Raw genomic sequence first — 11,845 nt, forward strand, 5'->3', positions numbered from 1 at the left:
CGGCTGCCCGATAGAACGCCGCCGGCCCGCCCGCCATGCCTTTCCCGATCTTCGGCCCGATGCCCGGCGGCGCCGAGTCGCTGCTCCTGCTGCCGATCGCCCTGGCGCTCGCGGCGCTGGCCGGCGACTGGCCGGTGGTGGACGGGGTGCTCGGCCTGCCCCGAAGGCTGGCCCTGGGGTCGGCCGGCTGGTTCGACCGGCGGCTCAACCGGCTCAACCGAAGCCCCCGGACCCGCCTCGTCCGCGGCCTGCTGGTCACCGCCCTGTTCGCCCTACTGGCCGTCGCCGCCGGGCTGGCCCTGGCGGTGGGGCTCCGTTTCCTGCCCTACGGCTACGCGGTGGAGCTGGCGCTGGTCGCCGGCGCGCTCCAGGTCCGGCCGCCGTGGAACCGGCTGCGCACCACCATGCGGGCGCTGGAATGGAAAGGGCTGCCGGCGGGGCGGGACGCCGTCCGCGACCTGACCGACCGCCACACCCTCACCCTGGACGAGCACGGCGTCGTGCGCGTCGCGGTCGAGGGGGCGGCCCGGGCGCTCGACGGCGGGGTGGTGGCGCCCGCCGTCTGGTACGCGGTGGCGGGCCTTCCCGGCATCCTGCTGTGGACGGCGGTGGACGCCCTCGATCGGGCGATCGGCGACCGGGGACCGCGGCACGACCGGTTCGGGCTGGCGACGGCGCGCCTGCACGCGGCGCTGGGCTGGGTTCCGACCCGCCTGACCGGGGTGCTGCTGGTGCTGGCCTGTCCCTTCGTTCCCCGGACCCGGACCGGCGAGGCGGCCCGCACCCTCGCCGCCGCCGCGCCGGCCCCGGTCGCCGCGATCGCCGGCGCGCTGGACCTCTCCCTCGGCGGCCCCCGTAGGGAGGGGGAGGTGATGGTCCGCGCCCCCTGGATCGGCGAGGGCCGCGCCCGCGCCGTCCCGGCCGACATCAGGCCGGCCCTGGCCCTCTACGCCGTCGCCTGCCTCCTGCTGGCCGGTCTAGCCGCGGCCGCCGCCGCCGCGCTGCATTACTTCTGAACCCTAGAAGGGCGGCCGGTTGACGCCGACGATCCGCCAGGCGGGCTTCGCCCCGTCCAGCGGGATGTGGTCGATCCGGGTCACCGACAGGGGATCGACCTGGAATGCTAGCGCCGCCGCGGGGGGGATCCCCAGCGCCACCGCCAGCGCAGCCCTGATCGCGCCGGCGTGGCAGACCGCCACGATATCCCGACCGGCATGGGATTCCGAGTAACGCTCCAGCGCCAGGGCGACCCGGGCGACCACCTGCTCGAAACTCTCGCCGCCCGGCGGCCGGGTGGTCGCGGGGGCCTCCCAGAACCGGGCGATCCGCCCGCCGTCGTCCATGGCGGCCAGCTCGTCATGGCTGAACCCCTGCCACGCGCCGAAATCCTGTTCAAGCAGCCCCGCCTCGACGACCAGCTCCGTCCCGGCCCCCCAGACCGCCTCGGCGGTGCGATAGGTGCGGGACAGCGTCGTCACCATCCGCACCGCGCCGGACGGCAGAAGCCGGGCAAGCGACTCGAACGCGGGGACGTCGCCGCAGTCCGCCGCCACGTCGAGCTGGCCGTGGATCCTGCCTTCCGGGTTGATTACCGGGGCATGCCGCACCAGCCACCATCGCGTAACTTTGTCCGGGGCCGGGCCGCTCATGGCAGCATCATCGTCGCCAGGACCAGAAGCACGGCGATCTCCACCGCCTGCTGGCAGGCGCCCAGCACGTCGCCGGTATGGCCGCCGATCTGCGCCCGCGCCAGTTCGGCGATCGCCAGCGCCGCGACGATCGCCGCCGCCAGCACCGGCAGCGCCACCGGTCCCAGGGCCAGCCCCGCCAGGCAGATCCCGAGCGCCAGGGCCATGGCGATCCGGGTTCCCGGCGGCGCTCCCAGTTCCGCCGCCAGCCCGTCCGTCCGGGCCGGGTCGAGATAGCCGTAGACGGCCGGCACCATCGCCCGCGACAGCGCGCCGGCCCCGATCAGCGCCGCCGCGACGGCCAGCGGGTCGGCCAGCGCCGCCAGCGCCGACCAGCGCAGCCCGAGCGAGAACAGCAGCGCCAGCACGCCGTAGCTGCCCAGGCGGCTGTCGCGCATGATGGCCAGCTTGGCCATTTTGTCGCGCCCCCCGCCGAAGCCGTCGGCCACGTCGGCCAGCCCGTCCTCGTGCAGCGCTCCCGTCACCATCACCTGCACCCCCAGGGCCAGCAGTGCCGCGGCCGTGGAGGTCAGGCCCAGCAGCGTGGCGACCGCGTAGACGGCGCCGGCGGCCAGCCCGAGTCCCGCCCCGACCACGGGATACCAGCCCAGCGCCCGCCCGTGCAGGTCCGCGGGCATGGGGCCGTCGAACCGGACCGGCAGCCGGGTCAGGAAGATCGCGGCGGCGGCGATCTCGTCGCCCAGCCGGGCGGACGCCTTGGTTTGGGAACTCTTGGACATGGGTGCGGTATAAGGCAGGTCAGGTCCGTTCGGAAGGCTTTTGACCGGCCCTAGCTTTCCTGCCAAGGTGCCGCCCGAATCGTGCCCCATACCTCTTCCGCATCCCCGTTTCCGCAAAGCCGAGACAGCGCCATGGCCAATCCGCAACCCGCCGTCACCTTCGACGAGATCCGCGCCCTGATCCGCGACCTGCCGGGCCCCGACCTGGAAGCGGGCACGGCGGCGCTGGCGCGGCAGAACCAGCTCACCAAGCCGCGCGGATCGCTCGGCCGGCTGGAGGAGCTCGCCCAATGGATGGCGACGTGGCAGGGCAAGCATCCGCCCGAGCTGCGCCGGCCCCGGGTCAGCGTCTTCGCCGGCAACCACGGCATCGCGGCGCGCGGCGTCTCGGCCTATCCGGCGGAGGTCACCGCCCAGATGGTGCAGAACTTCATCGACGGCGGCGGCGCCGTGAACCAGCTGTCCGAGGTGGCCGACGCCGACCTGCGGGTCTACGAGCTGGACCTGGACCGCCCGACCCGGGACTTCACCACCGGCCCCGCCATGACGGAGGAAGGCTGCGCCCGCGCCATGGCCTACGGCATGATGGCGGTGGAGCAGGGGCTCCACCTGATCTGCCTGGGCGAGATGGGCATCGCCAACACCACCTCCGCCGCAGCGCTGTGCACCGCGCTGTTCGGCGGCGATCCGGCCGACTGGGTCGGCCCCGGCACCGGGGTGGACGCCACCGGCCTGGCGCTCAAGGTCGAGACCGTGGAAGCCGGCCTCGCCGCCAATCCCGGCGCCTCGTCCGACCCGCTGGAGGCGCTGCGCTGCCTGGGCGGCTTCGAGCTGGCCGCCATCGCCGGCGCCGTCGCCGCGGCCCGGCTGGCCCGCACGCCGGTGGTGCTGGACGGCTACGCCTGCACCGCGGCAGCGGCCGTCCTGGCGAAGCTGGACCCGCGCGCCCTCGACCATTGCCTGATCGCCCACCGCTCGGCCGAGCCGGGCCACGCCCTGCTGATCGAGAAGCTGGGCAAGCAGCCCCTGTTCGACTTCGGCATGCGCCTGGGCGAGGGCTCCGGCGCCGCCCTGGCGATCCCGATCCTGAAGGCCGCGGTCGAGTGCCATACCGGCATGGCCACCTTCGCCGAGGCCGGCGTCAGCGGCCAGTCGTCGGGGCCGTCGGGCGGCCAAGCCTCCGGTCAGGTCCACTGACATGGCGAGGGCCGCCGTGCTGGCGATCCTGCCCGTCTTCCTGGGGGCCGCATGCCTGTGGGCCGGAAGCGCGTCCGCTTCCGAGCTGCGGGTCACGGTCCGCGGCGTTCCGTCCGCCGACGGCGACGTCAAGGTCGGGCTCTACGCCACGCCGGAAGCCTTCGAGAAGCGGGAGCGGACCTTCGGGGAGGCGGCTCCCGCCCGGGAGGGCGACGTGGTGGTGGTGTTCCGCGACCTGACGCCGGGCCGCTACGGCATCGCCGCGATCCACGACCTCAACGGCAACGGCAAGCTCGACTCGAACCTGCTCGGCGTCCCGACCGAGCCCTTCGGTTTCGGCAACGACGCGAAGGTGAACTTCGCGCCGCCCGACTTCGCCGACATGGCCGTCACGGTGGGCGCCGGGACCGTGGAGACGGCGGTCACGCTGCGCCGCTGATCCTCCGGCCTTCCCGGGGGTTACGCCGCGCGGATGCCGGCCAGGAACCGCTCGACCTCGGCCCGGAGCAGTTCCGACTGCTGCGACAGTTCCCCGGCGGCGCTCTGGACCTGGGTCGCCGCGGTCCCGGTCTGGCCGGACGCCTCGGTCACCTGGACGATGTTGGACGATACCTCCTGGGTGCCGGCCGCGGCCTGGGTGACGTTGCGGGAGATCTCGGAGGTCGCGGCGGTCTGCTCCTCGACCGCGGCCGAGATCGCGGTGGTGATCTCGTTGATCGAGCCGATGGTCGTGCCGATGTCCCGGATCGCGCCGACGGCGCCGCCGGTGGCCGCCTGCATCGACGATATCTGGGCGGAGATCTCCTCCGTCGCCTTGCCCGTGCGGGTCGCCAGGCTCTTGACCTCGGACGCCACCACCGCGAAGCCCTTGCCCGATTCGCCGGCTCTCGCCGCCTCGATCGTCGCGTTCAGCGCCAGCAGGTTGGTCTGGCTCGCGATGTCGGCGATCAGGTCGACCACCTCGCCGATCCGGTTGGCGGCTTCCGCCAGCCCCTGGATGGTCGCATTGGTCTGCTCCGCCTCGGCGACCGCCTGGTTGGCGATGCCGGTGGACCGGGACACCTGGCGGGAAATCTCCTGCAGCGATCCGGCCATTTCCTCGGCCGCCGCCGCGACGGTCTGGACGTTGGCGGAGGTCTGCTCGGCCGCGGCGGCGGACGCGCCGGCCTGGCGGCTGGTCTCCTCGGCGATGGCAGCCATGCTCTGCGCCGTGCTGTCCAGTTCGGTCGCGGCGGACGAAACGGTCCTCAGGATATTGCCCATGGAGCTGTCGAACCCGGCGATCAGCCGATCGATCGTCTCCATCCGCTTCTGCCGGGCTGCCTGCTCCTCGCGCTGGCGGGCCTCCAGCAGGCGCCGCTGTTCGGCATTCTCCTTGAAGACCTGCACGGCCTTGGCCATGGCGCCGATCTCGTCGCCGCGCTCGCGTCCGGCGACCTCGACCGAGAGGTCGTCGGCGGCCAGCCGGGTCATGGTCCCGGTGATGCGGACCATGGCGGCGGCGACCGCCTTCTCGAAGAACAGGACGACGCCGGCCAGGGCGGCGATCACCAGCACCAGGATCGACACCACGACGGCGCGGGAGAAGGCGTAGATGGCGTCGCCTTCCTCACTCGCCTCTTCCCCGAACCGGGTGTCGAGCGTCACCAGCTTCAGGAGACCCTCCGAGAAGTCGTCGAAGGTGGCCTTGGTCGACATGAATTGTCGGGCGGCCGCCTCGTTCTCGTTCCGCCGGGATATCGTGATCATCTCCCGGCTCTTGTCCAGGTATTCCCGCCATTCCTCGACCACATCGTTGATGAGCGCGCGCTCCTCGGGATGCAGGTCGGACTTGAGGTAGCTGTCGAACCGCTGGTCGATGTCCTTCCTGATCCGCTCCAGGTCGCGCTCGGCCTGCGCCATGGCATCGTCGGTGGTCGAGAGGATGTGCGTCGCCTCGGCGATGCGGTAGTCGGAGGTCGCCGTGTTGGCCGCGTTCAGCAGGTTGGCTCGCGGCATCCAGGTGTGGGCGATCAGTGACGACTGCTCGTCCACCACCGCCATCCGGTCCAGGGAGAAAATTCCCAGCGCAATGACGAGCAGCGCGAGGGTCGCGAGGGCAGTGCGCATCCGCGCGCGCAAGGTCCAGTTTTTCATGATGCTCCCGATAAGTCTGGAGGACTTGATCCGGCCGATACCCGTTATCGCCTTCGGTCCGTCATGCGACGCCTCAAGCATGCCGGGTGCCAGATCCGGGAATTTCAAAATACCACTTTGGAAAGAGGGTCGAATCCTTCGCGCCTGCCGTGGAATCTCCTGCAGCGACCACTCGGTGTCTATGTTCAACGACATAGGCGGTCTTCCGCGCGTCCTTGGCAAAATGCCAAGGGGAAGCGACGGGGATTTGCAAAATGCGTCAGGCCCCGCGGGCCTCTTCGAGCAGCCAGTCGCGGAATGCCGCCAGCGCCGGGCGGTCGGCCAGGTGCTTCGGGCTGACGAGCTGGTAGCTGCCGAGCCGCGCCTCCAGACCGGGAAAGGGAACCGCGAGCCGGCCGGCCGCGATGTCGTCCTGGACCAGCGACAGGTCGGCCACCGTCACGCCATGCCCGTCGGCCGCGGCCTGGATCGCCAGGTCCTGGGTGTCGAAGATCTGGCAGTTGCGGTCCACGTCCAGGTCGGGCATCCCCGCCAGTTCCAGCCAGGCGCGCCATTCGCTCTGGTGCGGGTCGGGATGCAGGATCGTGAGGCCCGCGAGGTCGGCGGGAGCCTTCAGCCGGCCGAGCAGGGACGGCGCGCACAGGGCGGTCAGCCGTTCCTCGAACAGCGGGTCGGCGCGCAGCCCCGGCCAGGGGCCGACCCCGAACACGATCCCGGCGTCGAAGTCGTCCCGGTCGAAATCGACCCATTCCCAGCCGGTGTTCAGCCTGACCCGGATATCGGGACGGCTGGTCTGGAACCGGATCAGGCGGCGCATCAGCCAGCGGATCGTGAAGGTCGGCGGCACCTTGACCTGAAGGTCATGGGCCCGCGCCTCGACCCGCGCCGCGGCCTGGGCGATCCGGTCCAGACCCTCCGTCACCCCCGCCAGCAGCACCTTGCCCTCGTCGGTCAGCGCCAGGGCGCGCGGCAGGCGCTGGAACAGCGTCACGCCCAGATGGTCCTCCAGCCCCTTGACCGCCCGGCTGACCGCGCCCTGGGTCACGTGCAGCTCTTCCGAGGCCACGGTGAAGCTGAGATGGCGGGCGGCGGCCTCGAAGGCGCGCAGCGAGTTCAGCGGCGGAAGGCGGCGCGACATGACGGCTCATGCATGAGTTTCGCTCATGCAGAGTATGAGAACTCATGGTTTGTGCGCAAGCGCCGGACGCCGTAGATCATACATGTCGAAACCATCGCATACCGCACGCCGAAGGAGGCTGCCATGATCAGAACTCAAACCAGGCATGCGTCGGCGCTGCCCGTCGCGATCCCCGCCGTCCCGCTGGCCCGCATCGCGGAACTGCCGGCCCTGTGGCGCCGCCGCGCGCTGACCCGCCGCGACCTGGCCCGCATGGACCGCCACCTGCTGTCCGACATCGGCCTGACCGAGCAGCAGGCCCTGGCGGAGGTCTCCAAGCCGTTCTGGCAGGAGTGAGCCGGCTCACTCCCCGGTCTGGAGCAGCGAGCCGCGCACCCGGGCGACCTTGAAATAGTGCAGGAAGACGAACGCAGCCGCGGCCATGTAGGCGGCGTTCAGCCCGACCGCCCAGGCCAGATGGTCCCAGCGAGTCGCGTTCTCGAACATCAGCGCCCTCATGCCTTCGAAGACGTGGGCGGAGGGCAGCGCCCAGGCCACCGCCTGGAGCCAGCCGGGCAGAACCTCGACCGGGTAATAGACGGCGCTGACCGGCGCCAGCAGGAAGACCGCGACCCAGGCAAGGCTCTCGGCGCCCAGGCCGTGGCGCAGGATCAGCGCCACGATCAGCAGCCCGAGCCACCAGCCCATGACGATCAGGTTGGCGAAGAACCCGACCAGGGGCAGGCCCATGTCGAAGATCGAGTATCCGAAGATCGGGATCGCCAGGAGTCCGGCGGGCACGGTGCCCAGCAGCGTGCGGATCAGGCTCATGGCCATCAGCGCCGCCACCCATTCGCCCGGCCGCAGGGGGCTGACGAACAGGTGGCCCAGGTTGCGCGACCACATCTCCTCCAGGAACGACACCGACACGCCGAGCTGGCCGCGGAACAGCACGTCCCACAGCAGCACCGCCGCGATCAGCACGCCCGCGGCCTGGGCCACCCAGGTGCTGTTGGTCGCCATGAACTGGCTGATGAAGCCCCACATGATCATCTGCACGGTCGGCCAGTAGGCCAGTTCCAGCAGGCGCGGCCACGACCCGCGCAGCAGGTACCAGTAGCGCAGCACCATCGCCGCGATCCGGCGGGCGGAGCCTCCCATGGGGTTTCCCCTGCCGTCCATCGGGCCGATCACTCCGCCGCGTCCGCGACGGTGCCGGAGCGGCGGTCGCGCGCGATGTCGAGGAAGACGTCCTCCAGCGTGTCGCGGCCGTAGCGTTCCAGCAGGTCCGCCGGGGCGCCCCGGTCGACGATGGTGCCGCCGCGCATCATCAGCACCAGGCCGCACAGCCGCTCGACCTCCAGCATGTTGTGCGACGCCAGCAGGATCGTGGCGCCGGTCTCCCTTCGGTAGGTCTCCAGGTAGGTCCGGATCCAGTCGGCCGTGTCGGGGTCGAGCGAGGCCGTCGGCTCGTCCAGCAGCAGCACGTCCGGCCGGTTGAGCAGGGCCTTGGCGAGCGCCACGCGGGTCTTCTGCCCGGCGGAGAGCTGCCCCGTCGGCTTCTTCAGGAAGCGCGCGATGTCGAGCGCCTCGGCGATCTCCGCGACCCGGCGCCGGACGCCGGACAGGCCGTAAAGATGGCCGTACACGGTCAGGTTCTCGGCGACGGTCAGGCGGTGCGGCAAGTCGACATAGGGCGACGAGAAGTTCATCCGCGGCAGCACCCGGTGGCGGTGGCGCAGCATGTCCTCGCCCAGCACCTCGATGGTGCCCGACGTGGGCAGAAGCAGGCCCAGCAGCATGGAGATGGTGGTGGTCTTGCCGGCGCCGTTGCCGCCGAGCAGCCCGGCGACGGTGCCGGCCGGCACGGCGAAGCTGATGCCGTCGACCGCCGTGGTGGCATCGAACCGCTTGGTCAGGTGATCGACTTTGATGACAGGCTGGGACATAAGCAGGCTATATGGCGGACCGCCCAGCCGCTGACCACCCCCTCGACTCCCGGCAGCCCACCATGATCGAAGCCGCACCGCCGCCGCGTTCCGGTCCAGCCTCTCCCCCGGTCGTCACGCCGATCGCCACCGCGATCGACGGCCGGGTGACCTTGCGGACCCTCATCCTGATCCGCTGGATCGCCGTCGTGGGACAGCTGACCGCGGTCCTGTCGGTCCATTTCGGCTTCGGCTTCAAGCTGCCGCTCGGGCCGGCGCTGGCCGCCATGGGGGCGTCGGTCCTGCTGAACCTGGCGGCGCAGGCCCAGCGCGGCACCCGGCCCCGGCTGGCCGACCGGGACGCCGCCCTCTACCTGGGATACGACACGCTCCAGCTCACGCTGCTGCTGTACCTGACCGGCGGGCTCCAGAACCCCTTCGCGATCCTGATCCTGGCGCCGCTGACCGTGGCCGGCACGATCCTGTCCCGGGTCAGCGTGATCGCGCTGACCGTGCTGGCGCTGTGCTGCCTGACCGGGCTGGCTCTATGGCAGTTCCCGCTGCCCTGGGCCAACGGCGCGGTCGGGCTGCCGCCCCTGTACCTGCTAGGCATCTGGCTGTCGCTGTCGCTGTCCGCGATCTTCATCACCGCCTATGTCTGGAGCGTCGCGCAGGAGGCGCGGTCGATCTCCGACGCGTTGGCGGCCAGCCAGATGGCGCTGGAGCGCGAGCAGCGGCTGTCGGCGCTGGGCGCGCTGGCGGCGGCCGCCGCCCACGAGCTGGGCACCCCGCTCGGCACCATCCATCTCGTCGCCAAGGAACTGGCGAGCGAGATCCCGCCGGACAGCCCGCTGGCCGAGGACATCGCCCTGCTGCAGAGCCAGAGCCTGCGCTGCCGCGACATCCTGGCCGAGCTGTCGCGGAAGCCCGAGGCGGAGGGCGGCGAACCGTTCGACCGGCTGACCGTCCCGGCGCTGATCGAGGCCGCCGGCGCGCCCCACCGGCTGGGCCACATCAAGTACCTGCTGGAGACCGAGCCGGTGGCCGGCCCGGCCGTCCCGATGATCCGCCGCAGCCCGGAGATCATCCACGGCCTGGGCAACCTGATCCAGAACGCTACCCAGTTCGCCCGGTCCACGGTCACCGTGCGCGCCCGCTGGGACGAGGAGGCGCTGACCATCACCGTCGGCGACGACGGGCCGGGCTTTCCCCAGAACCTGCTGAACCGGATAGGCGAGCCCTACATCTCTACCCGCGTCGAGGGCGGCCGGGCCGAGGGCGGCTCGCACATGGGGTTGGGCATCTTCATCGCGCAGACCCTGCTGGAGCGTACCGGGGCGGAGGTCATGTTTGCCAATAGTCGTAGCGGCGGGGCGCAAGTTGTCGTACGGTGGAATCCACCGATTTTCGACACGAAAGGCTGAGGGACGGGAACGCGAATGACTTCCGACATCGGTCCGACAGGCGAAGCAGCCAAACTCACTTTCTCCGGTGACGCCTCGCGCAGCCTTCTGGTTGTCGATGATGATCCCCCGTTCCGCAACCGCCTGGCCCGCGCGATGGAAAAGCGCGGCTTCGACGTCGTCGCGGTCGACAGCGTCGCGATGGGGATCGAGGTCGCCCAGGAATCGGCGCCCGTGTTCGCCGTGGTCGACCTTCGGCTGGGCGACGGCAGCGGCCTCGACGTGGTCGCCGCCCTGCGCGACGCCCGCCCGGACAGCAGGATCGTGGTCCTGACCGGCTACGGCAACATCGCCACCGCGGTCGCGGCGGTCAAGGCGGGGGCGGTCGACTACCTGCCCAAGCCGGCCGACGCCGACGCGGTGGAGGCGGCGCTGCTCGCCGACGGGCGCCCGTTGCCGCCGCCGCCGGACAACCCCATGTCGGCCGACCGGGTCCGATGGGAACATATCCAGCGGGTATTCGAGCAGTGCGACCGCAACGTGTCGGAGACGGCGCGCCGCCTGAAGATGCACCGGCGCACCCTTCAGCGCATCCTGAACAAGCACGCGCCCCGGGGGTAAGCCTCACGCGGGGCTCGGGGATGGGAACCAAGTCAGGGAATGGCTCGTTATCGCCGATGTGAAACACCGGTGGAGCGGGCCATGACCAAGGACGAGATCGTCGATACCCTGAACGACCTGATTCAGATCACCGAGGACAGCCATGAAGGGTATCGGAAGTCCGCCGAGGATGCCCAGGACCCGGATCTGAAGACGCTGTTCAACGATCTCTCCGCCCAGCGCGGCGCCATGGTCCGCGATCTCCAGAAGCACGTGGCGGAGCAGGGCGGGGCGCCGGAGGCCAGCGGCACCATGCTGGGCGGCGCCCACCGGTTCTTCGTCGACCTCAAGTCCGCCGTCATGGGGCGCGACCGGGCGGCGATCATCCAGGAGGTGGAGCGGGGCGAAACGGAAGCGGTGCGCCGGTACGAGCAGGCGCTCGACAAGGATCTTCCCACCCATCTCGCCAGCGTGATCAGCCAGCATCTGGCACGCTTGCGGTCCGACCGCGACCGCCTCGCGGCGGTCAAGCAGGGCTCGAAGCAGGCTTCGTAGCCGTTCGAATCGCACCGATCGGTCGCAACGGATCGGGCAGGGGCGTGTTGGACACCGAATACGCTTTTCGTCCAACCCCCTCATCCCAGGAGACCGCCGATGGCAACCAACGCCGAAATCGCCGCCAAGCTGCTGAGGGATGCCGCATCCTTCTTCCGTCATGTCGGTGAACAGAACGATCCCATCCGGGAGCAGATGGACACCAACGCCCAGGCGTACGAGACCATCGCCGGACTGGTCGAGACGGAGCCGACCGCCCAGTTCGACCTGACGGAGCGCGGACCCGACGCCTAGCGGCGCTTCCGCTCCTCCAGCGCCGCGATCACCGCGCGGCGCTCCCCGGGCGGTTTCGTTCCCCAGCCGGTGATCTCGTCGAGGGTACGCAGGCAGCCCCGGCAGTAGCCCGAGACCGGATCGATCACGCAGACTCGCGTGCAGGGTGATGGAACGTGGTTTTCATCGAAGGTCATGGCGGCGGGAC

15 protein-coding genes are annotated in these 11,845 nt (G+C 70.8%); 8 read left to right on the forward strand and 7 right to left on the reverse strand.

Features of this window, described 5'->3' with window-relative positions; all coding sequences use genetic code 11:
• The first annotated feature begins 35 nt into the window (after positions 1-35).
• A complete protein-coding gene (locus JL100_RS02930; RefSeq protein WP_228421042.1) occupies positions 36-1,016 on the forward strand; it encodes a cobalamin biosynthesis protein CobD/CbiB in 981 nt (326 codons plus the stop codon).
• 3 nt (positions 1,017-1,019) lie between these two features.
• Here the strand turns inward: JL100_RS02930 and JL100_RS02935 are convergent, their stop codons facing one another.
• Positions 1,020-1,649, reverse strand: a complete 630-nt coding sequence (locus JL100_RS02935) for a histidine phosphatase family protein (protein WP_202682808.1) — start codon at positions 1,647-1,649, stop codon at positions 1,020-1,022.
• Entirely contained in the window at positions 1,646-2,428 is a 783-nt protein-coding gene (gene cobS / locus JL100_RS02940; protein WP_202682809.1) for an adenosylcobinamide-GDP ribazoletransferase, read from the reverse strand. Before cobS ends, JL100_RS02935 begins: the two co-directional genes overlap by 4 nt.
• Positions 2,429-2,560: 132 nt before the next feature.
• On the opposite strand from cobS, the gene cobT reads away from it, so the two are divergent.
• On the forward strand, positions 2,561-3,625 hold the full coding sequence (cobT, locus tag JL100_RS02945) for a nicotinate-nucleotide--dimethylbenzimidazole phosphoribosyltransferase (protein ID WP_202682810.1): 1,065 nt from the start codon (positions 2,561-2,563) through the stop codon (positions 3,623-3,625).
• Position 3,626: 1 nt separating this feature from the next.
• Positions 3,627-4,064: a DUF2141 domain-containing protein gene (locus JL100_RS02950; protein ID WP_202682811.1), complete on the forward strand. Its 438-nt coding sequence runs from the start codon at positions 3,627-3,629 to the stop codon at positions 4,062-4,064.
• Positions 4,065-4,084: 20 nt separating this feature from the next.
• On the opposite strand, the gene JL100_RS02955 is transcribed toward JL100_RS02950, so the two are convergent.
• The gene (locus JL100_RS02955) at positions 4,085-5,761 is read right to left on the reverse strand and encodes a methyl-accepting chemotaxis protein (RefSeq protein ID WP_202682812.1); all 1,677 of its coding nucleotides are present in this window, start codon (positions 5,759-5,761) and stop codon (positions 4,085-4,087) included.
• Between the two features lie 259 nt (positions 5,762-6,020).
• Positions 6,021-6,899, reverse strand: coding sequence for a transcriptional regulator GcvA (gene gcvA, locus JL100_RS02960; protein ID WP_202682813.1), 879 nt, complete (start codon positions 6,897-6,899; stop codon positions 6,021-6,023).
• A gap of 123 nt (positions 6,900-7,022) precedes the next feature.
• On the opposite strand from gcvA, the gene JL100_RS02965 reads away from it, so the two are divergent.
• Positions 7,023-7,235 (forward strand): DUF1127 domain-containing protein, encoded by a 213-nt coding sequence (locus JL100_RS02965; protein WP_202682814.1) that lies wholly within the window; start codon positions 7,023-7,025, stop codon positions 7,233-7,235.
• Positions 7,236-7,241: 6 nt separating this feature from the next.
• On the opposite strand, the gene JL100_RS02970 is transcribed toward JL100_RS02965, so the two are convergent.
• Entirely contained in the window at positions 7,242-8,039 is a 798-nt protein-coding gene (locus tag JL100_RS02970; protein ID WP_202682815.1) for an ABC transporter permease, read from the reverse strand.
• A 29-nt stretch (positions 8,040-8,068) separates the two neighbouring features.
• On the reverse strand, positions 8,069-8,827 hold the full coding sequence (locus JL100_RS02975) for an ABC transporter ATP-binding protein (protein ID WP_202682816.1): 759 nt from the start codon (positions 8,825-8,827) through the stop codon (positions 8,069-8,071).
• Between the two features lie 62 nt (positions 8,828-8,889).
• On the opposite strand from JL100_RS02975, the gene JL100_RS02980 reads away from it, so the two are divergent.
• From JL100_RS02980 to JL100_RS02995, 4 genes are all read left to right on the forward strand, one after another.
• Entirely contained in the window at positions 8,890-10,230 is a 1,341-nt protein-coding gene (locus tag JL100_RS02980; protein ID WP_202682817.1) for an ActS/PrrB/RegB family redox-sensitive histidine kinase, read from the forward strand.
• Between the two features lie 15 nt (positions 10,231-10,245).
• Positions 10,246-10,830 carry an ActR/PrrA/RegA family redox response regulator transcription factor gene (locus JL100_RS02985; RefSeq protein WP_158043777.1) on the forward strand — a complete coding sequence of 195 codons (585 nt, stop codon included), beginning with the start codon at positions 10,246-10,248 and terminating at the stop codon, positions 10,828-10,830.
• A gap of 81 nt (positions 10,831-10,911) precedes the next feature.
• Complete coding sequence (locus JL100_RS02990; protein ID WP_202682818.1) at positions 10,912-11,364, forward strand: ferritin-like domain-containing protein; 453 nt, start codon at positions 10,912-10,914, stop codon at positions 11,362-11,364.
• A 99-nt stretch (positions 11,365-11,463) separates the two neighbouring features.
• On the forward strand, positions 11,464-11,658 hold the full coding sequence (locus tag JL100_RS02995; RefSeq protein WP_202682819.1) for a hypothetical protein: 195 nt from the start codon (positions 11,464-11,466) through the stop codon (positions 11,656-11,658).
• On the opposite strand, the gene JL100_RS03000 is transcribed toward JL100_RS02995, so the two are convergent.
• Positions 11,655-11,834, reverse strand: coding sequence for a DUF1289 domain-containing protein (locus tag JL100_RS03000; RefSeq protein ID WP_202682820.1), 180 nt, complete (start codon positions 11,832-11,834; stop codon positions 11,655-11,657). The two genes, JL100_RS02995 and JL100_RS03000, sit on opposite strands and share 4 nt — an antisense overlap.
• Positions 11,835-11,845 lie beyond the last annotated feature (11 nt).

This window comes from Skermanella mucosa, from assembly GCF_016765655.2.
Classification (GTDB): domain Bacteria; phylum Pseudomonadota; class Alphaproteobacteria; order Azospirillales; family Azospirillaceae; genus Skermanella; species Skermanella mucosa.